The sequence below is a fragment of the Amphritea atlantica genome, from assembly GCA_024397875.1.
GTDB lineage: Bacteria > Pseudomonadota > Gammaproteobacteria > Pseudomonadales > Balneatricaceae > Amphritea > Amphritea atlantica_B.
Window position 1 is genome coordinate 3738521 of record CP073344.1, and the last position, 24548, is coordinate 3763068.

General features: G+C 50.1%; 20 protein-coding genes and 2 pseudogenes. 2 read left to right on the forward strand and 20 right to left on the reverse strand.

All coding sequences use genetic code 11. The features are described 5' to 3' along the window. Positions 1 to 160: 160 nt before the first annotated feature. From KDX31_17280 to KDX31_17295, 4 genes and pseudogenes are all read right to left on the reverse strand, one after another. Positions 161 to 802, reverse strand: a pseudogene (locus KDX31_17280) (restriction endonuclease subunit S). After that, positions 792 to 2315: a type I restriction-modification system subunit M gene (locus KDX31_17285; protein UTW03059.1), complete on the reverse strand. Its 1524-nt coding sequence runs from the start codon at positions 2313 to 2315 to the stop codon at positions 792 to 794. The pseudogene KDX31_17280 and the gene KDX31_17285 overlap by 11 nt, the downstream one beginning before the upstream one ends. A gap of 4 nt (positions 2316 to 2319) precedes the next feature. Then, a complete protein-coding gene (gene dinD / locus KDX31_17290) occupies positions 2320 to 3156 on the reverse strand; it encodes a DNA damage-inducible protein D (protein ID UTW03060.1) in 837 nt (278 codons plus the stop codon). Positions 3157 to 3158: 2 nt separating this feature from the next. After that, entirely contained in the window at positions 3159 to 3749 is a 591-nt protein-coding gene (locus KDX31_17295) for a restriction endonuclease subunit S (GenBank protein ID UTW03061.1), read from the reverse strand. 669 nt (positions 3750 to 4418) lie between these two features. On the opposite strand from KDX31_17295, the gene KDX31_17300 reads away from it, so the two are divergent. After that, positions 4419 to 4661, forward strand: a complete 243-nt coding sequence (locus KDX31_17300; protein UTW03062.1) for a hypothetical protein — start codon at positions 4419 to 4421, stop codon at positions 4659 to 4661. A 148-nt stretch (positions 4662 to 4809) separates the two neighbouring features. On the opposite strand, the gene KDX31_17305 is transcribed toward KDX31_17300, so the two are convergent. Then, on the reverse strand, positions 4810 to 6165 hold the full coding sequence (locus KDX31_17305; GenBank protein ID UTW03063.1) for an IS1182 family transposase: 1356 nt from the start codon (positions 6163 to 6165) through the stop codon (positions 4810 to 4812). A 31-nt stretch (positions 6166 to 6196) separates the two neighbouring features. On the opposite strand from KDX31_17305, the gene KDX31_17310 reads away from it, so the two are divergent. Beyond that, on the forward strand, positions 6197 to 6673 hold the full coding sequence (locus KDX31_17310; protein ID UTW05438.1) for a MarC family protein: 477 nt from the start codon (positions 6197 to 6199) through the stop codon (positions 6671 to 6673). Between the two features lie 672 nt (positions 6674 to 7345). Here the strand turns inward: KDX31_17310 and KDX31_17315 are convergent. From KDX31_17315 to KDX31_17385, 15 genes and pseudogenes are all read right to left on the reverse strand, one after another. After that, positions 7346 to 7693, reverse strand: coding sequence for a hypothetical protein (locus KDX31_17315; protein ID UTW03064.1), 348 nt, complete (start codon positions 7691 to 7693; stop codon positions 7346 to 7348). A gap of 61 nt (positions 7694 to 7754) precedes the next feature. After that, positions 7755 to 8282, reverse strand: a pseudogene (locus tag KDX31_17320) (IS5 family transposase). 177 nt (positions 8283 to 8459) lie between these two features. Continuing rightward, the gene (locus tag KDX31_17325; GenBank protein ID UTW03065.1) at positions 8460 to 10895 is read right to left on the reverse strand and encodes an MMPL family transporter; all 2436 of its coding nucleotides are present in this window, start codon (positions 10893 to 10895) and stop codon (positions 8460 to 8462) included. 29 nt (positions 10896 to 10924) lie between these two features. Beyond that, positions 10925 to 11998: a hypothetical protein gene (locus tag KDX31_17330; protein UTW03066.1), complete on the reverse strand. Its 1074-nt coding sequence runs from the start codon at positions 11996 to 11998 to the stop codon at positions 10925 to 10927. Positions 11999 to 12121: 123 nt separating this feature from the next. Continuing rightward, positions 12122 to 13495, reverse strand: a complete 1374-nt coding sequence (locus tag KDX31_17335; protein ID UTW03067.1) for a DUF1329 domain-containing protein — start codon at positions 13493 to 13495, stop codon at positions 12122 to 12124. 28 nt (positions 13496 to 13523) lie between these two features. Next, positions 13524 to 15155 (reverse strand): DUF1302 domain-containing protein, encoded by a 1632-nt coding sequence (locus KDX31_17340; GenBank protein ID UTW03068.1) that lies wholly within the window; start codon positions 15153 to 15155, stop codon positions 13524 to 13526. 227 nt (positions 15156 to 15382) lie between these two features. Next, the gene (locus KDX31_17345) at positions 15383 to 16006 is read right to left on the reverse strand and encodes a serine hydrolase family protein (GenBank protein UTW03069.1); all 624 of its coding nucleotides are present in this window, start codon (positions 16004 to 16006) and stop codon (positions 15383 to 15385) included. A gap of 256 nt (positions 16007 to 16262) precedes the next feature. Further along, positions 16263 to 17828, reverse strand: a complete 1566-nt coding sequence (locus tag KDX31_17350; GenBank protein ID UTW03070.1) for a methyl-accepting chemotaxis protein — start codon at positions 17826 to 17828, stop codon at positions 16263 to 16265. Positions 17829 to 17939: 111 nt separating this feature from the next. Continuing rightward, positions 17940 to 18950 carry a putative sulfate exporter family transporter gene (locus KDX31_17355; protein UTW03071.1) on the reverse strand — a complete coding sequence of 337 codons (1011 nt, stop codon included), beginning with the start codon at positions 18948 to 18950 and terminating at the stop codon, positions 17940 to 17942. A 2-nt stretch (positions 18951 to 18952) separates the two neighbouring features. Further along, positions 18953 to 19270: a Rieske 2Fe-2S domain-containing protein gene (locus tag KDX31_17360; protein ID UTW03072.1), complete on the reverse strand. Its 318-nt coding sequence runs from the start codon at positions 19268 to 19270 to the stop codon at positions 18953 to 18955. Further along, a complete protein-coding gene (locus tag KDX31_17365) occupies positions 19263 to 19934 on the reverse strand; it encodes a DsbA family oxidoreductase (GenBank protein ID UTW03073.1) in 672 nt (223 codons plus the stop codon). Before KDX31_17365 ends, KDX31_17360 begins: the two co-directional genes overlap by 8 nt. After that, positions 19931 to 21253: an MFS transporter gene (locus KDX31_17370; GenBank protein ID UTW03074.1), complete on the reverse strand. Its 1323-nt coding sequence runs from the start codon at positions 21251 to 21253 to the stop codon at positions 19931 to 19933. Before KDX31_17370 ends, KDX31_17365 begins: the two co-directional genes overlap by 4 nt. Before the next feature lie 114 nt (positions 21254 to 21367). Then, positions 21368 to 22423 carry a 3-keto-5-aminohexanoate cleavage protein gene (locus KDX31_17375; GenBank protein UTW03075.1) on the reverse strand — a complete coding sequence of 352 codons (1056 nt, stop codon included), beginning with the start codon at positions 22421 to 22423 and terminating at the stop codon, positions 21368 to 21370. A gap of 78 nt (positions 22424 to 22501) precedes the next feature. After that, positions 22502 to 23350 (reverse strand): TauD/TfdA family dioxygenase, encoded by an 849-nt coding sequence (locus tag KDX31_17380; protein UTW03076.1) that lies wholly within the window; start codon positions 23348 to 23350, stop codon positions 22502 to 22504. 11 nt (positions 23351 to 23361) lie between these two features. Next, on the reverse strand, positions 23362 to 24342 hold the full coding sequence (locus tag KDX31_17385) for a quinone oxidoreductase (protein UTW03077.1): 981 nt from the start codon (positions 24340 to 24342) through the stop codon (positions 23362 to 23364). Between the last annotated feature and the right edge of the window lie 206 nt (positions 24343 to 24548).

The window sequence follows — 24548 nt, forward strand, 5'->3', positions numbered from 1 at the left end:
TAAGAAGGAAATATCCATCCAAAATATCGGATGCAACACTTTTCTTGAAGAACTCTTCCTGCCTTACTAATCCTTGCTGTGCCGAAATAGTGACAACGTTTGCACTGTGTCCATTGTTTTTAGTTGTGACTCTCTCAAAATTATCACCTAATCGCTGTGGCCTCCACTCCCCACTAAACCTAACTCCGTTATCATCCAGCAGGCGTTTTTTGCCGGAGAGCAGTTGTTGCATCAGGGCTTTTTTCTGCTGCTGACTGTTGGCGAGCAGTTGTTCAGTGGTGGTGGTCGCCTTATCCCAAGTGGAGAGGATTTGGGCGATTCTTTTTTGCTCCCCCATAGAAGGCGTTAAAATCCTGTACCTCTTTAACTCCCCTGAATTCAAGTTCGATTTGCCACCACCGGCACTTAACCGGTTAACCTCTGCTAATCCCCTATCTGAATTGATGTGTGCTGAAAGATAAAACGGATCAAGCAATCCCATTTTTGGGCGAGCAATGAGAGTCGTAAAGGTTAGCGCGCCATTGAATTCTGCCGGAACAACGCATGCCTCACCAATGTTAGAACCTGTACGAACAGCAACAACATCGCCAGGTTTCACCTTTTTACTTTTGTTTCTATCCGCAAATTCTGGATCTATATAAACAACGGAATCAGAGTTGAAATAATTTCTTTTGATGTTCTGATTTCTAATCAGTTTGACACCAGCAGACCTCATGTAAGGTGTTACTGATATTGCTAGGCCAACAGATATTTTTTCACAGAGATCACTTAGCTCGCATAGCTCCCATCCATTAGGCACCATAACCTAGCTCCTCAAGATACTTAGCCATATCACTTTCAAGGTCATTAAGCTGAACTTGGAGCTGCTTACGCTCGGTACGTACTTCCATAAGATCGATTTCATCCTCTTCTTCAAAGGTATCAACATAACGCGGGATGTTGAGGTTGTAATCGTTCTCTTGGATCTCCTCTAGGCTGGCCAGATAGGCATATTTGTCCACGTCCTGCCCCGCTTTGTATGTGGAGAGGATTTTGGCGATATGATCTGTGGTCAGCAGGTTCTGATTTTTACCGGCTTTAAACTCACTACTGGCATCGATAAACAGCACCTTGTCGTCGTGCTTATCCTTGCGAAACAGCAGGATGGCTGCAGGAATACCAGTGCCATAAAACAACTTCTCGGGCAGGCCGATTACGGCATCCAGTAGGTTTTCGTCGATCAGTTGTTTACGAATTTTCCCTTCGCTAGAGCCACGAAACAACACGCCGTGCGGCACCACGACGCCCATGCGGCCGCTGCCGGGCTTCAGAGTTTCGATCATATGTAAGATAAAGGCGTAGTCGCCTTTGCTTTTGGGCGGCACACCACGGCGGAAGCGCCCGAACTTGTCGTGCTCGGCTTCGTCGTGACCCCACTTGTCCAGACTGAACGGCGGGTTGGCGGTGACGATATCAAATAACATCAGGCCGCCGTTTTTATCGAGCAGCTTGGGATTGCGGATGGTGTCGCCCCATTCGATCTTATGGTTGTCCTCGCCATGCAGAAACATGTTCATCTTGGCTAGTGACCAGGTAGAACCGATCGCTTCCTGGCCATAGAGGGCATACTGTTTGCTATCGTGGTTTTGACGAATTTTGTTGCCGCACTTCATCAATAGAGAGGCCGAGCCACAGGCTGGATCACAGATGCTGTCACCCGCTTGCGGTTCTAACAGTTCGGCGATCAAATCAGACACTTCCGGCGGGGTATAAAATTCACCGGCCTTCTGTCCACCGGAGGCCGCGAAGTTTTTGATCAGGTACTCATAGGCGTTGCCGATCACATCCAACGTACCGACACGGCTGGGCTTGAGGTTGAGCTGCGGCTTGGCAAAGTCTTCCAACAGGTGGCGCAAGATGGTGTTCTTTTGCTTCTCTTCGCCCAGCTTGTCAGTGTTGAACGAGATGTCCTGGAATACGCTTTTTCCGGCGTCTTTGAGCTTGGTACCGTTGGCTTCTTCGATGGCATGCAGCGCCTGATCGATACGCTCACCATTGCCGGGCTCGTGACGGTGCTCCCACAGCGTATAAAAGCTGCCGCTTTTGGGCAGTACAAAGCGCTCGTTCTTCATCATTTCGTCGATCAGCTCCGGCTCGTCACCGTATTCGGCTTTGTAACCATCGTAATGGTCCTGCCACACGTCCGAGATGTACTTCAGGAACAGCATGGTGAGGATGAAGTCTTTATAGGTATCGGCGCTAATGGTGCCGCGAAAGGTATCGCAGGCGCCCCAAAGCGCTTTGTTGATGCTGTCTTGGTTGATCTTATCGCTCACGGGGCTATTCCTTGTCTGTTTTGTTGGCCAGCTTTTTTGCTGCTGATTCGAGCTGTCTAATGTTCTTTTCTGGTGTAGGAAGGTTTTCTGGCATATCTCCCCCAAGCTCCTCAATGGTTTGGCGGACTTTCTGCCCTACCTCAAAATGCGTTTGGTTGGCTTGCTTTTTATCCTGGACGTTGTCGCGCTTTAGCTTCTCTTCAGCTTGGGTGGCTCGGAAGAGGTTAGCTGCAAGTTCAGTTGACCCCATGTGGTCGAGGATTTTCTGGCTCTTTTTCAACCCCTTACGAGCATGTATCGCTTTGGTGTCCAATCCGCCATATAAGCCCTTGTAACCATGATTCTGAAAAATGGCAAAATCCAGGCTGGATTCCACTCCCGCCTGCTGCGCTGCTTCCACAAGCTGCTTGTTGTGCTCTTTAAGCTCGTTGCGCAAAAACAGGCGCTTCTCATCTTCCTTAAGTTGTTTAAAGGCTTCGTCGTCAGCCAGCTCTTGACGGCGGGTTTGTACGGCAAAGTAGGTTTGCCCTGCGGCAATCACTGGTTTGTTAGGATCACCGTTTTGCACGACAAGATAGCAAGCGTAGCGAGACAAATGGATGTCATCTAGCTCCCTCTGTGCACCAGATCCAAGGGAGACCTTTTTGGTGGTTTCAACGAAATGGTCTGAAACCTCGTGGTTACTGGATTCGCAGGCTTGTATCGATTTTCTGACAACCTTAAGGAAGTTACGCCAATCTTTGTAATCCAGCAGCGGAGCTAGATCTCTAGCAGACCAGAACTCTTGTCCTTGCTCTGCCGTGTGCTTCAGTCGTTCGAAAGAATGATGTTGTTCGTTCATGGCTAATAACCCTCCTTGTTATCCAATAAGTCTTTAGCAATCGAGCTCTGCAGCCGCTCACCATTGCTTATCAGTTGTTCTGCTATTCGTTGTTCCTGTCGCACCGCACGAGCCAAGCCAATAATGGTTTGCTGCTTGGCGAGTGGTGGGACGGCTATAGGCGCTTCTTCCGCGACCGTTCGGCGAATGCTCTTAGTTAACGAACCTTCGGCATTTTGCTCAAAGTAGCGCTGACAGGGCTGTTGGTTTAGAAACCACACCAGATACTCCGGCAGCACGTTATCTTGTTTGCTTCGTACTATAAAAAACTGAGGCGCTGCGACTGCTCGTGTTCCGGCTTGCAGGAGCTGGTCCGTGATCAGTGCCGCATAGTTATGGCCACCACGAGCAGCAACCAATATATCTCCAGGCTTAAGCCAATCGGGTTCGCGCTTACCAGTCAGCTCGGTTTCCATACAACCTGACCACTGTATCCCTTCGCGCTCCGATACATCCTTCATCTGAACCGCGACCACGCCAGTACCTGCCGACTCGAGGATTTTGCCCCGAAACGGATAGCCTGCGCTGATGGTTGCGATTTGTTTGAGCTGCATTCTGGTACTCTTTACATCGTTGATGATGCATATAATCGTAAATTATCAGACCAGGGTCAATGTTTCATTGTCATTTATGCAAAAAAAACAAACAAAAAGACCCTGTAAAGAAAAGCAAGGCCTGCTTATTGGTTGCCAGAGAAAGGGGCTGAAAGGCGATGTAGAAAGGTCTATTGTGAGCAAGTGTTAAATAAGACTTATTACAGGAAAATAATTGATAGTCAGAACAGTTCAGCTGGCGGCGCACTGCGGAGCCTTTTCTATGAGTACTCCGATTTTGATGACTCGCGCCCTAGAAAACCTTCTGATGTTCACATTGCCGTGCAGGCAGCTTGAAAAAGTTCGTTACTTCTCTGCGCTGCCTTCTTTACACCTGACTGTTCTACTGTCTGTAGATAGCACGATGGGGTGTGCTCGCAGGCTCCCTATCTGCCCTCAAAGTACTTTTCAATCATTGTTTGTTAATAATTATTAACATGGTTCTTTGCAATATCAGCATACGAAAAGAGCCACAATTGAACATGTGTATGCTACGTTAAACAGGAATGAATTTTTTGAATGGATAACTGACTTAATAGCATATTCCTTAGGATTTTATGTATTTCCAAGTAGCTATGACGTTATCTTAGGATGTTGCTGTTCATCTAACTGAAGACAGGATCATAGCTTTTGGACTGGAACAATATATTAAATTTTCACAGCCTTGCTCGTGAGTTCATAACACTATTCGTTGTGATAGATCCTATTGGCACAATTCCAGTTTATCTGTTTGCAATATCCAGTGTTCCCGAAAAACTACATAGGCGCTTTGCTGTACACGCGGTAGTGATATCGATGATTGTATTACTGGCATTTTTAGCTGGTGGCCAGATCCTACTAGCAGCCCGTCGGACTAGCGTCCGACTGGCATAATTTAAGGTGAGACACTGATATGCCTATCAGCAAATGCGTCAGAGCTTGCTTGTCTTATTGTATTTTAAGACCAAAGCTCGATATTCAACTTATCATTCACCGCTACACTTGCGTGAACACTACAGTTAGCCTGAACTCCACCTCTTTGTTATGCCATTCTTAGCACATTCATTCGTTTCACATTCCATGCAAGCGTCACCAACGTCCACTCGCCGGTTACTTTGTCTACCCCTCGCATCGAGAACTGCCTGAAGCCCATCACGTGCTTGATAATACCGAAAACCGGTTCCACCGTTTGTTTTCTCAACCCATATAATGCCCGCCCCGTCTTCGTTGTCAGTCGGTGTTTCATGAGAGACAGAGAATCATCTGTTTCCGGCGCAGGGAGGTCAGGTGCGAACCGTTCAAAAACGGAAAGATGGTGTTGGTCTCGCGCGATGGCAAGTAAGGGATCAACATTAGCCTGCGTGCAGAGGCTAACATTGTTGGCACTAAAATAACCGGTATCCGCTAACAGGTCCGTCACTTTACCTAACTTCACCGGCAAGGCCGTCAGGGGTTTCAGCGCTGGTTCTATTTGCTGTTTGTCGTTCGGGGCCTGAGTTACATGTGTACTCATTATCAGCATCGTCTCTGTATCGACGCTGGCCTGTGCATTGTAGCACTGCTCGAAGCCGCCACCTGATACTGGCATGATGCGCGACTCGTCATCGGTCAGGTTAACCTGATCTTTATCTTTAGGGCCGGGCTCCGGTGGTATAGGCTCCCGACCTTTAGGCTTTTTTCCCACGTCCCTCTGGGCCTGCCGCCTTTCCTGCTTACGCTGATATTCGGCTTGTTCACGTTCAAATCGCTCTTGGGCGCGCACCTCAATGGCGACTTTCGCAGCAGCCAGTGCCTCCAGCCGAGTTTCACGGCGTGCAATCTCCGCAGGAATGTCCAGACCATCAACCACGGGTGTTTGATCAGCTTCCTCAGCCAGCGCAGTCAAGGCTTCCACTTCAGCATGGAGTTGTTTTTCAATCCTTTTTGCATGAGCATAAGACAGCGCTTTATGCTTGCTGGCATTGGCTTTAATCTTGGTACCATCCAGTGCGATCCGGCCCAGTTTCACCAGATTCATCTCTTGGGCCAGGAGCAAAACCTGGACAAATAGCGCTTCAAAGTGGGGTAAAAACCGACGCCGAAAAGCCGCGATCGTATCATGATCAGGGTGGGTGTTAGCCGCCACATAGCGAAAAGCGACCGAGTCATACGTAGCGCGTTCAATTTTTCTGCTGGAGAAAACACCAGTGGCATAACCGTAGATCAGCAAGCCGAGTAAGACTGCCGGGTGGTGTGCTTTGGAACCCCTGCCTGTGTATTGTTGAGTGAGTTCAGAAAGATCGAGCTGATCGACAATCTCAACGATAAAGCGCGCTAAATGGTCTTCGGGCAGCCAGTCTGATACCGAGGGAGGGAATAAGAAGACGGTATCTCGATCAGCAGTGACAAAACGACTCATAGTCATTATCCGGATGTAGTCAGGGAAGCTCATTATCTCACAGGAGCTTTATTCGATTAAGTCCGACGGGCTGCTAGAATCCCTTGGCCTCAGACTAGGCTCATTCCAAATTGCGGGAGGGATTGTTCTTTTTCTATTTGCATTGAGTATGATTTTTGGTGATTCAAAGCCTGAAACGGAAATTGAAGCTGCAGGTAAAAATCATCTTGACGGGGCAGTGTTTCCTTTGGCAATTCCGTCGATTGCCTCCCCTGGTGCTATGCTAGCTGTTGTTGTGCTAACTGATAACCATAGCAATTCAATCGCAGAGCAGGCCGTTACGGGAGCGCTGCTTTTGATTGTGCTTATTATTACACTTGTATTACTGCTGTCAGCAACTCTTATCTATAAGGTGATCGGAAATGCTGGGGCGAGTGTAATCAGTAGAGTAATGGGTATTGTGCTGACAACAATTGCCGTCGACGCGATTCTTGGCGGACTTGGAACTCTAGGAATAATTCAATTGTGATTGTCATACAGAAATAGGAGGTACTGACAAGTTAACGTCTCAACGAAAGCCTAATTCCGTACTATACTGTTAGGCGACAGCAGCCACAGATGATTTACGCATAGAGTCAATACAGATCACTGGTTCCATATGGCGGAGTGTATTTGTTACCGTAGACAGGCAACAAACCGTGCTGCGAGATGTTTGTTATTTAAAAAATAGGCTAATGAATCTAGAAGCAAAAACCTGCCAACATCTGCATAGCAGAGCCATTTTCCGTTGTCATCAAAAAGACATACTTGCACTCAACCGCTCTAACCATACTTGCAATTGCAAGTATGGGGGTGTTCGGCAGGTACTGTCGACGGAATCCCCCGTAGCGACGAAGGAGCGGAGAGGGGTGAGAACCCCCTGCCCTAATGGAAATGATTGCGGAAAGGGTCAAGCTGGAACGGAAAAATTACGCAGTAATTTTGAGTAGAGCTTGACGCTTGGAGCAGGCATTGGAATGACGGGCGCACCTTGCAAAGGTGCTGATTGAGTGCAACAGATTATTGAAGACAACAAGTTTCGAATGAAGTTGTCGACTACCATTCTATATTGCAGCAACAACTATGACGGGCGCGGCAAAGCGAGCAGTACTGCACAATACCGGTTATTGATGGGCTATTAGTCATATCTACTTTCATAATATTAATGCACCGGTTTCTCTAATATATACTCAAGCATCCGCGCATTGATCTCATCAACATCCAGCTGACCATGGTCACAGCCATTCTGAACAACTTTATGTTTGCCGCATACTTCACATATTGCGACTGACCCCCCTTCATCTGATAGCCTCTGATCTGTGATATCTCCGGTGATGAGTACCTGAGTAAAGATAGCGCCAGCGTCTTTTCCTCGGAAGGCCAGCCATTCTCCTTTCCGCCTCGATACTGGCAGATTATGTCTTTCCTCACGGATCGACATACCGACTAAATCGGTGGCTACATTGTTACCGGCTCCCCACGTCCGGGTAGGGAACGGTTGGTGAAACAACCGGTTTCGTCAGGTAGACATACCCTGCGAAACAGAAATACATGCGACTTCAGGTCGCACGTCCAAAATGCCATTCATTGCTTTTTTTGGTTTGATGCATCTCTGGATCACGCTCACCTGTTTTGTTCTTTGTTGAGGTCAGAGCTTCAATAATCGTTGCATCAACCAGCGTACCTTCTTTTAGAAGAACGCCTGCTTCAGTCAGCCACTGATTCACTTCCTTGAATAGCTTTCGCGTTAACCCTCTTCGCTCCAGTAGATGACGAAAGTTCATGATGGTTGTGTGGTCAGGAATGGCTTTGTCCAGAGATAAACCTGCAAACAGGCGCATGGAAGCAATTTCATATAACGCATCTTCCATTGCTGGATCACTCAGGCTGTACCAGTTCTGCATGCAGTGAATTCGTAGCATCGTAGAGAGTGGGTATGGCCGACGACCCTTGCCCGCTTTGGGATAATGCGGTGTGATAATCTTCTCAAGACGCTTCCAGGGTATGAGATTATCCATGCGTCCGAGAAAGATCTCTTTACGGGTTTTTCTGCGCTTTTGATTGAACTCGCTGTCGGCGAAAGTAAGTTGATGATCCATGGCTTATCTCTGAGAAGGTTGCATCGCAGATTGTCTCAAGAGGAGGGACTTATTCGCAACTTCCCTAGGTTTATTACCAATTGAAAAGTCGATAGCTATATGTAACGGATGTTTACTTAGGAAAAGGCAGCGCGGAATCCTGCGCTGCCCGGGTCATGTTACCTGTTTTGCAGGCTATCATATTACGCGTCGAGTCACTTTGTGTTTCGGCAGAAGAAAATAGGACAAGGCTGGGATTAGTATCAGGGCACCCAGCATATTCCAGACGAACATAAAGGTTAGCAAAATGCCCATATCAGATTGGAATTTGATTGGTGACCAGACCCAGGTGACTACCCCAGCTGCAAGAGTGATGCCTACAAGTGCCACGACTTTACCAGTGAAGCTGATCGCATGCCGGTAGGCATCTGATAATGGTAACCCTGAACGCTGGAATTGCAGTTGCACACTCAATAGATACAGGGCGTAATCGACACCGATCCCCACCCCGAGAGCGATAACTGGCAGTGTCGCTACTTTCACACCAATGTTCAGCCAGACCATCAACGCTTCGCAGAGGATGGAGGTCAGCATCAGTGGCAGGATGGCAACCAAGGCCGCGCGCCAACTGCGGAAGGTGATCAGGCAAAAGATACTGACTGCAGCGTAAACATAGAACAGCATGGTGTGATTAGCATCGCGCACCACGATATTGGTGGCCGCTTCTATACCGGCATTACCTGCTGCCAATAAGAACTGCTGGTCTTCACTACTGTTTTTTTGGGAAAACTCCTCGGCAATAGCTACCACCTCATCCAGCGTTTTTGCTGTGTGATCTTTCAGAAACGCGATCACTGGCATCACTGAGCATTCGGTATTGAACAGTTCCGGCCGGTTGACTGAGGCCTGCTGGGCTCCGTAGTTCAACACGTTCTGGTTGCGCAGGATACTGTAGAACTTGGGATTGCCCTCGTAGCTGCCTGCGGTTATCTGGCGCATTGCATCGGCCAGAGAGGTTGTTGTTTGCACTTTTGGGTTTTGCCGTAACTGCCAGGCCAGACGGTCGGCCAGGATTAGTGTTTTGTAGTTAAGGCAACCTTCTGGAGCAGTTTTTATCATGACCGCAAATAGGTCGCTGGATAAAGCATAGTGCGTTGTGATGTAGGCGTTATCGATATTATAGCGGGCCTCAGGTCGAAGCTCTGGTGCTCCTGCATCCAGATCGCCGATCTGTAGGTCACGACTGACGCTTAAGCCGCCAACACCTAGAATGATCGCAGTAAGCACCGCTAGGGTTGCCCATTTCCGGTCGGTAAATCGGTCTAGAAGATCCCACAATCTGCCGATACCCTGGTGCTTCGATGCCGTGCGAATAGCTCGCAGTGAACGTTTGGCTGCAGCCGGACTGACACCGACATACGATAGCGTGACAGGCATCATCAACAGTGTGGTGAAGATTAGTACTGCTACACCAATACTGGCTGTGATTGCCAGGTCGTGAATAACCGGTATATCGATCAGCATCAATACCGCGAAGCCTACAGCATCAGAGAGCAGCGCTGTGACACCCGCCAGAAACAGACGACGGAATGTGAAACGCGCTGCGACCAGTTTATGGGCACCACGGCCGATATCCTGCATGATTCCATTCATCTTTTGAGTCGCATGGGAGACGCCGATGGCAAATACTAAGAAGGGGACAAGAATCGAATAGGGGTCGATTGTGTAACCCAGCCAGGAAACGATCCCCAACTGCCAAACAACTGCCAGCAGAGAACAAAACACCACCAACAAGGTGCTGCGTAAACAGCGGGTGTATAGGTAGATAATGATCAGTGTAACGACGGCCGCTATACCAAAGAAGACCATGACTTTCATCAGACCATCAATCAGGTCGCCAATTAGCTTAGCGAAGCCGATTACCCGAATCTTGATTTTGCTATGCTCCTCAGTGGGAATATTTTCGAAGAATTCGTATTGGCCGCGTAGCTGTTCGAGTTTTTTGGAAAATTCAAAATAGTCGATACTCTGCCCCGTGGCTGAGTCTCGGTCAAGTAGTGGCACTGTGAGCATGGTTGATTTGAAATCATTGGCCACCAAACTACCAACGATGCCGGCACGGCCGATGTTCTGTCGTAATTGTTCAATTGCTTCCGGTGAACCGTCGTAACTGTCTGGCATCACCGGACCTCCCTGGAATCCCTCTTCAGTCACTTCGGTCCAGCGTACACTGGGAGTCCAGAGTGATTTCATCCAGGCACGATCGACACCTTTGGTAAGGAATAGCTCATCATTAATCTGTTTCAATACTTCCAGATAATGCGGATCGAAAATATCCCCATCCGTATTTTCAACGACCACCCGAACAGAGTTTCCCAGTCCGCGTAGCGCGCTGCGGTTTTCAAGGAAATTACGGATATAGGGCTGACTTTGGGGAATCATCTTCTCGAAACTGGGTTTAAGTTCCAGCTTGGTGATGGCCATGTAGCCAAGTATCAGTGTGATAACTGCGATGACTATGATAAATGCCAGGCGATTATTGAAAATGATGCGCTCAAAAAAATTACCGCTGTGAGGATCTAGGTCCTTCAGCTCAAGAATCTGCGGTTTGTCACCTTGTTTGAGGTTAGCCATACGTCGTTGCCTTTGTTCGTGTGTTCGCGTTATTTAACCGTCAATAGATGTACGCCCTGAGCGCCTACGAGGACTAGATATTCGTCCCTTTCAACAGCGACACCGGCAATGAGAGGGAGCGTATTTGATGCTAACGAAGTGAAATTGAGACCGTTGTCTTCGCTCATCAGTACCTGTCCGTCCTGACAGAACAGGAACAGGCGACCCTGTGCGTCCCGAGTTGCAGTGGTCAGGCTGGCAGATGTACCGGTGTTTATCGTGGTCCAGGTTTCACCTTCATTGGTACTGAGAAATGCGTGGCCCCGAAGACCGTAGGCAACGAGTTGTGTCGAGTTGCCCAAAAGGCCGAAAAAGCTGCCTTCGTAAGGTGATGGCAGAGTAACAAACTGCTGGTTGTGGGGCTCTTTCTTCAGCAGCAACCCTTGCTCTCCGGCTATATAAAGGCTTTCACCAGCTTGCGTTATCGCATTCAGATGGAGAGCATAAGGGTTATCGACGAGGTGTTGCTGAGGAGTCCAGGTTTGTCCGCCGTCATCGGTACGGAAAATAAGGTTGAAGGCACCAACGATGTAACCGCTGGTTGAGTTCTCGAACCAAACATCAAGGAACGGTTTGTCAGCTCCTTCTGCCATAAAACGATGAGACTCATCTATCAGTTCAATATAACGCTGTTCACCCGGGTGGGCGGATGCTTGAGCGATATAATAATTAAGCATCAGCGTGCCTATCTGACGGCCATCTAGTTGCTTTACCCAGTTCACACCACCATCTGCACTGTGCAGTACTAAACCATCATGGCCGACCGCCCATCCTTGTTGAGGTGTTGGGAAAGATACCGCAGTCAGGTCTGAGCTTGCTGGTACGTTGCCTTGCTGCCAGTTATGTCCTTTATCATCAGAGTAGATGATATGACCTCGCTGGCCGACAACTATGAGGCGCTCTCCTGCGTGTGTTACATCGAGCATCAGGCTACGACTGCTAAGTGTTGAGTGACTGGCTGGCCGATCCAGAACATCAACGAAATCGGTATCCGATGCATAAGCGGGTTGCAGTAGAAGGACAAGACTTAGTGATACTGATATGAGAGTGCTAACTGTTTGCATAGGACTTCCTCGAAAAACTTGGGCACTGGCTATCTATCGCCCAACGAACGGCAGAACCTCCCAGATGGGAGGAATCTGTGCCGCGCTCTCAGGGTAGAAACACCACCCTGAGGGCTCGGGGCCTTAGCGCAGACCTGCGCCCGCCAAGGATTGTGGTGACCACTTGGCTGGGGATAGTGGATCTATATAGCGGATACCGCCGTAAGGTCCGACAACGCCGTTAATGTTGTAGGTACCTCCAATCAGGTCATACACCATGTGAGGGGTCGTATCGGGAATCGCTTTATCGTAGCTTTGGGTGAAAAATGAGAATGAACCGCGGTAAAGCTGGTCGCGCGCATCATATTCATCCGAAGCGAGTGCACCCCAGCTGTCTTCGTCCAGATAGAAATTACGTTTGTGATAAATGTGGCGTTTACCCGCGGCAAGTGTGCCCTCAATGATCCAGACACGATGTTTTTCCCAGCGAACATGCTCTGGAGACAAGTGGTTTGGCGTGGTCAGCTTTTTTGGATCATCGATGTATGTGAGATCGTAAGTATTGTAAGGTACATACATCTCTTTCTTGCCAACCAGCTTCCAATCGAACCGATCCAATGCGCCACTGAACACAAAGACGTCGTCATAGGTGGAAGAACCTGCTGTGCCCGGATTTGGAGTGTCATACGCCAGACTCGGCGCCAATTTGACACGCCGCTGACCTGGTAGATACTGCCAGGCGCGTCGAGGTTGTTTCAGTGGATCGGCGGCATCCTGCACCATGATTGCTTCACCGGCCCGACGAGCGGGGCCGCTGTAGTAGAGTTTGGTGCGGTAGTAGATATCCTTACCAGATATTGTACGGGACATATCATGGTAGATAGGATAGTCAATAAAAGCGGTGCCTGTCGTGGCTAGGGTAGCGACGCCTGCTGCGTCAACGTTCCAAGAGTCATATTTGGTCTCAATGGTCTTCCCCTGAAAACGAAGCAGATGATTCCACATTGCTTCTCTGCCAGAGTGTGGAATTGGGAAAGGCACGCCTGGCAGTACATTTTCGAGCACCAATCCATCGTCGGTAGTGCCCGCGTTGGTGGCGTTCTTGAGTGTGTTATTCAGGTTTGCCTGAGGCAGTGCAGCTGTTCGGTGAGTCGGATAAACCTCGACCTTGAAAGTTGGATAGCGGTTGATCAACTCCACTGTTGTTGCAGTCAGTTGTTCCCGGTACTGCTCGATATTACTCTGATCGATCACGAGTACCGGTTGTTCATCGGCAAATGGATTTGGGCGGAAAGTGTCGCCAGCTTTAAAACTCGCTGGCGGAGAAGTCAATCCGCCGGTATAAATTGGAATTGAGCCGTCAGCATTGCCAGATTTTTCGGCACCGACGGTAGTTAACGTGGTTTCAAGCAGCGCAGCTTCCTGAGAGGAAACCGCAGCCAGTATGGGGGTCGATAATGATGTTATCAGAGTTGCGGCAAGCGCACCCTGCAGCAAAGTCTGTGTATTGAAGTTCATTATTATTATCTCCTTCAGGTGAGCGGGATTAAAACGTAGTCTTGAATGAGAGCATGACCATGCCGCGATCTTTCAATAGCGGAGCCAGGCCTGCCTGAGATGTAATCTGTCCGGGGATACAGGCGTAGCTGCCGGATGTGCCTGGAGTATTATTATCGTTCCCAGTTGAGCAGGTTTTGTCAGGTCCGAAGGCATCAATATATTGCAGGTCGAATTTGTATTTCTGATGCAGATCGCCGCTTAGACCGATCGAATAGCTGCCAGCATCTTCATTGCCTCCGAACTGCACTGCTGAATTACCGGATAAACCGAAGTTAACGCTGATCGGTAACGACAAATCCAACCCTGGTGTGACCTGATACCAGGTGGGGGTGAATTTGGCCGTCAGGGAGTAAGCGTTGGTTGTGACTTTATCAATACCACGGTAGCTCGCAGCTCCTTTGAAACTCTGCTCACCGTCGGTGACTTTCACCAGATGAGTTAACGCACCTTCGACGGCCAGTACTGAGGAATCCCATAACGGCGTATCACCGAAAATTACCATGCCGTTGACGACCGCGTGCAGGGTATCACCCCGGGCTAGCCCTGTTTCACCAGTGCTGGGTTTGTTGGCAATGATGTTGGCACCGTTGATGACGCCAGCCTGACCTAAATTGTAATACGTGGAATTGACCAGACCGAAGTTACTGGCAAGGGTCATATTCTGACGATAGTTGATGTCTACACCGACGCTGACCGGACCGACACTTGTTGCCAGGCTGAGGCCATACAAATCTATATCACTACCGTAGGTGGTGAAGTAATTGGCACTTCCCAGACCGTTTGAGGCATCAACTAGCAGGAATGGTAACGAATCTGACGTCCTGCGATAGTAAAACCCAAGGGTGCCGTCCAGCCATTGTGGGCTCCAGGACGCCATCAGACCAAAATCCCCGGTATCATCAGGTGTAACATCCTGTCCGCGGGGCACGCTCAAATAGTTTGCAGGAGGCATTGGCAGGAGAAACTCAGAACCTCCATCCAGCGCCATATCATAAGGCCCCCAATAGGTACCACCTTCGGGGAAGCGTGAGTGATTGAATGCCAGAAAATACTGGGCACCCAGTGTCAATTCAGGGCTTAGTGTCAGTGAGGCGGATAGTTGGTTACGGGGAATAAAAAGCTCTTTGGTCGAGCTACCCGGCACAGTGTAGAGTTTGCCAAGATCGAGTGCTGACTGGCCGTAGTTGATTCCGTTGGCCGCATTAAAAAGAGTTTCGCCCCAAAAGAGCGTGTGTCGACCAAGTTTCACATTGAGCAAGGCATTGCCGACTTCGGCGTTGTAAAATACGAAAGCATCCAGCAACTCGCCTGACGGGCCGTGGTAATATCGATCGGCAAAATCACTCAGTTCATCGCTGTTGTCAGCGTAAGCATGATCGTACCAACCTGCACCGCTGAGACGGAATCCGGTAGTATCTTTGTAGACGACATCCAGTTCCGACAGCAGGTCGAGGCGTTGATTAACCGCATCGCCGGTCGCGAACTTGAGGTCGCCATCATTATAATTAACAGTTTGAGCGATTGACGCATCGCGGTTTTCTACGCGCTGACCGTAACTCAACCTGACGGTGTTATCGAATCGAATGGAAAGATCTGAATTTCCAGTTTCGATTGCCATAGCGTGGGCTTGAGAAACGCCCATACTGATCAGAATCGCAGAAGACAGCAGACTTCTGCGAAGGTTGTGAGTGACGAGGTTCTTATTTTTCATATCGCTTGTTCCACTTATTGTTATTGGATGTGGGGTTGTTGATAGTGAGCTTCGGGTTTAGGTGATCTTTTAATCCTTCGCGTTTGGTTTCAATGACTCTCGGGAGCATAACTCGTCAGCCTAAGATGCCGGTTTCATTTATCAAGTGCGGTGATAAGCGCGCTTGCTTGGGGCCAGTCACCGAATCCTGAAGCCGGATTGAGATGGCCAACAGCACCGAGATTGACCAATTCGCCTCCCCAATCGTCAGCCAGGGCTTTGACGGATGCCAAACTTGCCAGGTGGTCGTTAGTGCTGGCGGCAATAATGCTTGGAAATGGGAGCTTTTGTCGTGGAAGAGGGCTCCAGCCATTGGCACTCAGGGTTTCTGATGTGGGGTAGTTTTCCGGCCAGGTAGCATTGAGGTCGGGTGGCGTAGCTAACAGTGCTCCCTTAATAGAATGCTCATATTTGGCTGCCCAGTGTGCGACCATGAGTACACCGGCACTGTGTGCCACAATGATGACCGGTCCATCAATCTGCTCTAATTCTCTTTGGATGGCCTCTACGCGAGCGGTACAATTGAGCTTATCAGCTTCCAATGGCGCTACAGTACGGACGTTAGGTAGCCGGGTGGCCAGAAGTGTCTGCCAGTGATCGCTAACATAATCGCGTAGGCCCGGAACGATAAGAACTGTTGTTTTTGGCTGTTGAGTCACTTGGTTTTCCTTACAAAATGTTAGAGGAATATTTGTTATTAAAGACTCTATGACATACATAGTAATTTCCCTTTATGGTTGCTGTTTTTCATATCACGTCAGCAACTTTTCATTTGATGACAGTCCGTTTGTAACTAGTCGAACCTATCTCTACCGGATAATTTAAACGTGCCAAATTTTCTACCAGGGAGGGTTCTAAAGACTGGGAAACAAAAGTTATGCAGAGAAAAAAACGGTGCCTATATCAGTACAGGTTAAATCTGTATGACGGCACCGAAGGAAGGAAATAGGTAAGAATGAAACAAGCCAGTTAGGGTTAACGGTTAAATCTTTCGACCAGCTTATGCAGAGCATCGGCGGTATTATTGAGATCGCGACCTACGGCCGAAGAGCGCTCAGTCATCAAAGCACTATCGTCGGCGCGTTGGGCGATGCGAGAAATCTGTGTAGATACCTCGCCAGCCACATGTGCCTGCTCTTCTGACGCGGCCGCCATCTGTTCTGACATCTGATCGATATGCACGATTTTCTCACCGATAGCATCCAGTGCCAGTTGCGCATTGATCACCTGCTGTACGCTGTCGTCTACCTGAATGTTGCCTTGACGCACGATCTGAACTGAGGCTTCTGCTATCTGCTGAAGGTTGCCAAGGATGCGCTGGATCGCATCGGTTGAGTCGCGGGTTCTTGCCGCTAGCGCTCGTACCTCATCGGACACTACGGCAAACCCTCGGCCCTGATCGCCAGCCCTGGCGGCTTCGATAGCAGCATTCAGTGCCAGCAGGTTAGTCTGTTCAGCGATTTCATTGATCATGTTCGCCGCTTGATGGATGGTTTCAGACTGCCGGGCGACATCGGACACCGAGTTACCAATCTCCTGCATGGTGCTGGACAGTGCTTCAATGCGATATCGGCTTTCTTTTGCCTCTTGCTGACCTTTCTGTGCCAGCAGATTGACCTGCCGAGCGTCGTCGGCGGTGCGTAAGATGTGGCTCGATACCTCGCCAATCGACTCCGCCATCTGCTGCATGGCCACTGCAACCAGTTCGCTCTCTTGCCGCTGTTCTTGCACTGCGTGGTTGGCCTGTTTGGACAGGTTGCCGCCTTCCCCAGACAGGCGGGCGGTGCGAGTAGCGTAATCCTGTAAGCGGCTGAGCGCTGTCCGCAGGCGGGCGCGCTCACTAATTAAGACCATTTTTAACCGCCCCTCAAACCCACGCTGGCCGCAGTAGATGCGGGCACTAAACTCATCGTCAAAGACTCCGGCTGCAGCTCGCCGAATCCGCTCCAACAACTGCAACTGCTGGCGTCGATAAATCAGAGCCTGAGCGAAGGGCAATAGTCCCAATGCTGCAGTAAACAGCACTGGACTGGTCTGTATCTGAAATGCAAGGGCAGTTGTCGCCACTGCAGCCGGTAGCAGAGCAAGGCGGAAGCTGTTGATCACACGTTCGCCCCCGCGCCAGACCAGACTGTTGCGCTGCAAATGGTGATACAGTTTCTGTGCCCGCTTCACTTGATCCGGGGTAGCACGAATCCGGACCGATTCGAAACCCATCAGGTGGCCACCATCGATAATGGGAGTTACATAAGCGTCGGCCCAGTAGTACTCCCCATTTTTGCAGAGATTTTTGACAATACCCATCCAGCTATAGCCGTGGGTTAGATGGCCGAACATACTGTTAGCGATGGCCTGAGGCATATCCGGATGGGTCAGGATACGGTGTGGCTGACCGATGAGTTCCTCTTGAGAATAGCCGCTGAGTGCGGCGAAATCGTCGTTGCAGTAGGTTATGACCCCATCTTTATCAGTGACTGAAATTAGTTTCTGGTCCGCCGCAATAGGGCGTTCCGTGCAGGATGTCGGAGCTGCGTCGTTCATTCATGCCGTCCATTGTTTTTATTCTTTTTGATTGGCGCCTAGAGCTAGGCGTCTATTTACGGAACTCGCCACAGGCGGCTCTGGAGAGAGGCGCTTTACTAACAGCTGCTACTAGAAACCATAATGCATGAGTGTCAGCACCAGGGTTGCCAGAAATAGTGTTTCGCCGACCATCAGCAGGATAGGTTTGAGACCCACAGAGGCCAGTTCCTTTAGACGTGTTTTCATACCCAACGCACTTATTGCGATGACTAGACACCAGCTCGACAGATCGCTACCGAGATGCTGCAGAGCCGAGGGAATCCAGCCGGTACTGTTGATGCTGGCGAGCAACAGAAAACCAACCGCGAACCAGGGCAAAAGTGGCGGTTTTTTTCCGTCAACATTGGCGCCTAATCGCCGGGTAATCATGGAGGCACAAAGTATCACTGGTAATAGCATGGCCACTCGCATGAGTTTTACAACGGTGGCAATATCGCCGGTCTCAGTAGACATGCTGTACCCCGCCCCCACGACTTGGGCGACATCATGAATAGTGGCACCCAGAAAGATACCGGCCAGATGCGGGGATAGATCGAAGGCGTGTGCAATCATGGGGTAGATGATCATTGCCAGAGTGGATAATGCAGAGATTCCAATGACGGTAAACAGCGTTGCCCGTTCTTTTTGAGGGTGCGCGGGCAGTGCTGCTGACAGCGCCAGCGCTGCTGAAGCGCCGCAGATGGCAGTGGCGCCACCGGTCAACATACCAAAAATGCGCTGAAAGCCGAGCGCTCTTGCCGCGATAACGGAGAGCAGAATCGTGGCGATGACGAGTACAACCACTAGTACCACAGGTTTCCAGCCAAGGTCGGCGATTTGCGATAGGGTGATACGAATGCCGAGCAGCGCGACACCCAGACGCAGGATGCTACGGGCAGTGAACTCAATACCCGGCTTGCATTTAGTGTCATCAGCCAGAAAGTTCAGGGCCATTCCTAGAAGTAATGCGAATAGCATCACCGGCGTACCATAATGTTCAGACAGGAAACTGGCCGCCGCAGCAACAATTAGGCTGATAGCGAAGCCTGGCACCAACTCGCGGATGCGACTAGGCAGGCTGACAACAAGGGTGGCATCCATTCTTAAGTCTCCTCTGGGAATATAATAAACACTCGTCCATCGGTCTTCTCGACGTTGAAACGAGACAATTTGACGTGTTTCGAATTGAGCATGTAACCGGTCCTGAGATTGAATCGCAGACCATGAGCACAGCACTGGATAGTCTCCTTTTCGAGGCGACCACCGTACAGGGAAGCGCCCTGATGTGGGCAACTATCATCGATGGCATGGAGCTGTCCGTCGATGTTGAATAGTGTCACCCCCCGGCCCTGATATTCTACGTAGCTGCGCTGGTTTTCTGCGGGAACCTGTTCGGGGGACAGTTTGTAGCGTTTAATCATGGAAGGATGTTTCCGCAATTATCGGTGACTGTACGCGTAGAAAGGCCTCCAGCAGTACTGAGGCAGGCTGGGCTCCGCTTAGCCCGAGTTGGTTATTGATCTCGAAATAGGGAACGCTGTTGGTGACATGTTGAGTAGTTGTAGGCGAATAGCAGCCGGAGTCCCTCAGCAAGTCGCAGGGGAATTCTGAGAGGCTATAACCACATTCTTCGGCAATTTCGAGCAGTACTTCGGGGCTACCCAAGTTTTCTCCCCGGTGGAAGTAGGCTGTGAACAATCGTTTCAGCAGAGTGTCTCTGCGTGGCGTTCCGCCCAGGGCTGCTGCCTGACTGAAGAGACGATGGGCAGCAGCGGTGTTGGGCATTGTTTTGATCATTGCAAAATCGATTGTTATGCCTGTACTAGTTGCAGCCTGTTGCACCTGCTGTTGACGTTTGTGCACGGAGAGAGTACTGCCAAGGCGTCGCAGGTAAAACTCATCGAATGGCACTCCTGCAGTAGGTAGCTCTGGTAATAGCTGAACACCATGCCAGTTAATCTCAGCAATAAGGTTCGGATTTTCGTTCTGCCATTGGGCCAGAGCGGCATCAAGATGCTGCTTGCCAATCAAACACCAGGGACAGATAAAGTCAAAATAGACGTCTATTGTCAGTTGTTGACTCATACATGCTTCTCCTGAGCAGGGGCCACAGCGGAAGTGTGATCGTTTGAGCCGCTAAGCTGGGCGATATCGTTCAGGTAGCTATGCCGGGCATAAAAGAACACTGCTGCAGCGGCGATACTGATCAGGGGCACCAGCTGAAAGGCTGCCTGCAGTCCGATCAGGTCAGAGACCTTGCCAGTGATGAAGGGGCCTGGTGCCAGACCTAATATATTGTTGGCGAGAGTTAGTGTTGCGAATGCTGTGGCATGTATGGAGTGGTGTGTTAAGTTCGCGACCATGGCGCTGGCTGGGCCGCTGGTACCAGCAGCGAGCAGCATACCAATGCAGATCAGTATCAGTTGTGCGGTTCCATGTGAGAGACTGAAAGCAATTGACAGAATGATGCAACTACTAAGGCAGTAAACAATGGCAAGCGATATCTTGCGAGATGGAGATTTGAGGCAAAGTCGGTCGCTAAGTATGCCACACAGAATCATACCTATTCCGCTACAGAGTAGGACGACAGCGGCGACCGCGCCCGCTTTATCGGTGCTCATCGCGTAGTAACGGTTCAGATAACTGGGCATCCAAACGATCATGGTACCGCCCACGAATAACTGCAGCCCGCTGCCAACATAAGCGCAGAGTACAGAGCGACTGTTGAACAGTGTACGTAATGATCTCCCGCGTATATCGGTTGAAGGCTGAGCGGTATTTCGTTGCGGTGAGATACGTTTCTCACGCACGATGATGGGATAAAGTATAGCTAGTGTCAGGCCAAAGAGTGCCATTCCTGTGAATGCACCCCGCCAGCCAAAATGGGTGGCGAGTATACCACCAAGGCCTACGCCCAACACCGAACCGAACATGCCTCCGGCCATGAAAGCACCTGCCAGCGTAGCACGCAGGTGTTTAGGAAATACCGACACGACTACCGCTATGCCGACACTACCATATGCAGCCTCCCCGACACCGACGAGAAAGCGGGCGATAAACATCTGTTCATAATCTTGTGCCAGGGCGCAGCCCAGGGTGGCCAGGCTCCACAGTGTTGCCATCAGGGCCAGGCACTTGATCCGCCCCCAGCGGTCGGCTAAGAGGGACAGGGGGAATGTTAGTAGGCCGACCATCAGCGCGACAATGCTGCTGAGCAAGCCTAGTTGATAATCTGATAGAGACCATTCGCTTTTCAGCAGAGGGAATACCGCATTTAGTACCTGCCGCGACATATAGTCTGAAATTAGTAGCCCAAATGTCAGTGCAAAGATGACCCAAGCATAAGTGCGTGAAATGCTGATCGAATTATCGACTTCATCTGAAGATGAGTGATAGTGTGACATGGTATTACCTTATAATTATTGTTATTGGTTAAACTTTTATATTGAGCAGGTCGGGATCAGGTGCATAGCGTCCCAATCCCGACACTGCCATAAGGCTACGTGGATGCTCGGTCGTTACAATCCCCGCAACGGGACGTTTTTCTCACCCGGCAGACGATTAGGTGTCAGGCCGTTTGCGGCCAATGTTTCATCAACACTATTATACCAAGTATTGATCCGGTAGATCTCACGCGCTTCCTGACCATTGGCAACTTCACGGCCCAGTTCGTGAGCCATGCGTACCAGCTGCTTGATCTGCTCGACAGACGTCATGCGGTTGCCATGCTGGTCAATCAGGGTGTCCTCAATACCGCAACGTGGGTGCAATCCCAGAGCCATGGCCATGGTATTAATTGGCAGCACGTTCTTCATCAGTGATTCAAGAGTCAGGCAGGCTCCGTCTGGTGCCCGACGAATGAATTCCATGAAGTTGTATGGGTTGGGGCCGTCGAAACCTCCACCGATGCCGACCCAGGTCAGGTTCAGAGGCCCGCGATAGATCCCTCTTCTTACCAGTCGCTCCAGGGTTTCCAGAGAGTGCATGCCGGTTAGCTGAAAGTGAGGTTGGATCTTCGCATCCTGTAGACGCTTCAGGTGCTCTTCAACCCAACCAGGCCCGGCAGGTACGGTCATCTCGCGATAAGCTTCCCAATATGCGGGCTGACACAGGCTGGTGCCCGTGACTTCGTCCTCGGCCATCAGTTCGGTGATGTTCATCTGGACGGTGTTGATAGCTATGGTGACCTGATCCGGTTTCGGCGTCAGCTCTGCGAGCATATGGCGAGTGTCATCAGACAGCCATTTGGCAGCTTCGCCTTCACCTTCAGGTGCGAAAGAGATGGATCCACCAACCTGGATTATCATATCGGGGACGGCTTCACGTACACCGGCGATCAGTTCGTTGAATTTGGACAGACTTTTTGATCCGGTACCGTCTAACTCACGAACATGAAGGTGAAGCACGGTTGCACCGGCTTCGTAGCAGTCAACTGCTTTTTGTACCTGTTCCTCCATGGTAATTGCGATATCTTCAGGAAAGTCCTGCGGCGACCATTCTGGTCCATAGGGGGCTGCGGTGATGACCACCTTGTCTTGATTCTGTGGGTGCAGGGAATCGTCTAAAAATTGCATCTTATTATATCCTCAGTGCTTTTTGTTATACCCGCTGCGCTCATTGAGTTCGCAACGGGGGTTGGGCTTACTGCTGAATTAGAATGGCTGGTCGCCAATAATCCCCGCGCGCTCCATCTTACGATGGCAAGCCGGGTAGTCCATGACTGCATAATGCTGGGTTGAGCGGTTATCCCAGATTGCCATGCTGTTGGGCTGCCAGCGCCAACGTACCTGGTATTCTGGATTACAGGCCTGACGGATCAGATACTGTAGTAGCTCGGCTCCACCGGGGGCATAGTCCTGACCGAACCGCACATTTTCGGGGGTGTGATAGTTGGTAAAGTGGGTCGTAAAACTATTGACGAAGAGTATCTTTTCCCCGTTTTCCGGATGCGTACGTACGACCGGATGTTCAGCATCAGGATACTGAGCTTTCAGCGCGTGGCGTTTATCTATCGGCATTGCTGCACCGAATGTCGCTTCTATACTGTGGCGTGCGCGCAGGTTTTCAATTTTGACTTTGATGTCCTCAGGCAGCATTGTGTACGCCAGAGCCATATTCGCCCACATGGTATCGCCACCGACCGGTGGGCATTCAATGCAGCGCAGTACACACCCCAGAGGTGGTGCTTCGCGCCAGGTTGCATCGGTATGCCAAGAGTTCTCGTAGCGGTCGTTTGGTGTTTCCGGTGATTTGTAGATACGCACCAGACCCGGATGATCAGGATCGCTGCCAGCGACGGGATGATCTTCCAGCTCACCAAAGCGGCGGGCGAAGGCTACATGATCTGCGCGACTGATTGACTGGTCACGCAGGAACAAAACTTTGTGCTCAAGCAGCAGTGCTTTAATCTCATTGAACAGCCCGTCGTCCTTGATAGCGTTAGCCAGATTGATGTTGAGTAGCTCGGCGCCGATACTGCAGGTCAGTTTTTCTACTTGCATAGTCAATCTCCTCAAATTACAAAAATTGATGAGCCCGTTAGTTTTCTTGACTCTAGATCGCGATGTGCCAGAACGGCATCTTCGAGGGCATAGTGCTGGTTAATATCGATTCGGATATTACCGCTGCCCACCTGATCAAATAGCTCTTTGATCAGCGCCGACTTCTCTATCGGGTCGGCGATATAATCGGCCAGAGCGGGGCGGGTCATATATAACGAACCTTTCATGGCGAGGATCTGTGGATCAAATGGCGGAATGGTTCCTGACGCAGTACCCAGGCAGACCATCAGACCGCGACGCTTGAGTGAGTCGAGTGATGACATGAAGGTGTTTTTGCCAACACTGTCGAAGACTACATTGACGCCAACGCCATCAGTCATCTCGCGTACTCGACTGGCAACATCTTCGTGGCTGTAATTGATGGTGTAGTCACAACCGTGAGCCTGAGCAATCTCAGCTTTGGCATCAGTGGATACTGTACCGATTACGGTGAGTCCCAGACGTTTGGCCCATTGCGATACGATCAGCCCAACGCCACCGGCAGCAGCGTGCAGCAGGATGCTGTCACCCTTCTGAAATGGATAGATACGGCGCATAAGGTAAGATGCTGTCAGGCCACGCATGGTCATTGCCGCAGCGGTCTCAAATGAGATCGTCTCCGGTAGCTTTATCAATGGTGCAGCGGGAATAAGACGCTCAGTACTGTAAGCTCCTAAAGTATTGATAAAGCCGGTGTAAGTCACACGGTCACCTTCGGCCACGTTGGTTACACCTTCTCCCACGGCTATTACTATACCGGCCGCTTCAACCCCCATGCCATTAGGCATAGGAACTGGGTAGGTACCGTTGCGAAAGTAGGTATCAGCGAAATTCAATCCGACCGCTACGTGGCGAATACGCACCTCTCCAGCCCCCGGATCTCCGACCTCTATGTCTTCATAGCGAAGCACTTCCGGACCACCGGTTTCGTATAAACGTACAGCTTTAGCCATACCAATTCTCCAGTCGTTGTTTATTATTAATGGTGAAAATGATGTCTCACCGTTGTCATTCAATGTATGAGAGGCAACCGATTGATGCTTTTCATTGAACGACAGAGACTTCTCATTACATGACAAACTACCTAAAGTCGGATGAGTTATGTATTGAAAAATGGTAAAGATGATCTTCTTAATCGCAGAATTTATATAATAATAAG

What these genes read in the sequence shown, in the direction of transcription:
- KDX31_17370 (UTW03074.1), bottom strand. Translation starts at nt 21,253, where the DNA reads ATGTCACACTATCACTCATCTTCAGATGAAGTCGATAATTCGATCAGC.
- KDX31_17355 (UTW03071.1), bottom strand. Translation starts at nt 18,950, where the DNA reads ATGGATGCCACCCTTGTTGTCAGCCTGCCTAGTCGCATCCGCGAGTTG.
- KDX31_17360 (UTW03072.1), bottom strand. Translation starts at nt 19,270, where the DNA reads ATGATTAAACGCTACAAACTGTCCCCCGAACAGGTTCCCGCAGAAAAC.
- KDX31_17325 (UTW03065.1), bottom strand. Translation starts at nt 10,895, where the DNA reads ATGGCTAACCTCAAACAAGGTGACAAACCGCAGATTCTTGAGCTGAAG.
- KDX31_17345 (UTW03069.1), bottom strand. Translation starts at nt 16,006, where the DNA reads ATGTATGTCATAGAGTCTTTAATAACAAATATTCCTCTAACATTTTGT.
- KDX31_17295 (UTW03061.1), bottom strand. Translation starts at nt 3,749, where the DNA reads ATGCAGCTCAAACAAATCGCAACCATCAGCGCAGGCTATCCGTTTCGG.
- KDX31_17375 (UTW03075.1), bottom strand. Translation starts at nt 22,423, where the DNA reads ATGCAATTTTTAGACGATTCCCTGCACCCACAGAATCAAGACAAGGTG.
- KDX31_17335 (UTW03067.1), bottom strand. Translation starts at nt 13,495, where the DNA reads ATGAACTTCAATACACAGACTTTGCTGCAGGGTGCGCTTGCCGCAACT.
- KDX31_17330 (UTW03066.1), bottom strand. Translation starts at nt 11,998, where the DNA reads ATGCAAACAGTTAGCACTCTCATATCAGTATCACTAAGTCTTGTCCTT.
- KDX31_17340 (UTW03068.1), bottom strand. Translation starts at nt 15,155, where the DNA reads ATGGCAATCGAAACTGGAAATTCAGATCTTTCCATTCGATTCGATAAC.
- KDX31_17365 (UTW03073.1), bottom strand. Translation starts at nt 19,934, where the DNA reads ATGAGTCAACAACTGACAATAGACGTCTATTTTGACTTTATCTGTCCC.
- KDX31_17350 (UTW03070.1), bottom strand. Translation starts at nt 17,828, where the DNA reads ATGAACGACGCAGCTCCGACATCCTGCACGGAACGCCCTATTGCGGCG.
- KDX31_17305 (UTW03063.1), bottom strand. Translation starts at nt 6,165, where the DNA reads ATGAGTCGTTTTGTCACTGCTGATCGAGATACCGTCTTCTTATTCCCT.
- KDX31_17385 (UTW03077.1), bottom strand. Translation starts at nt 24,342, where the DNA reads ATGGCTAAAGCTGTACGTTTATACGAAACCGGTGGTCCGGAAGTGCTT.
- dinD (UTW03060.1), bottom strand. Translation starts at nt 3,156, where the DNA reads ATGAACGAACAACATCATTCTTTCGAACGACTGAAGCACACGGCAGAG.
- KDX31_17380 (UTW03076.1), bottom strand. Translation starts at nt 23,350, where the DNA reads ATGCAAGTAGAAAAACTGACCTGCAGTATCGGCGCCGAGCTACTCAAC.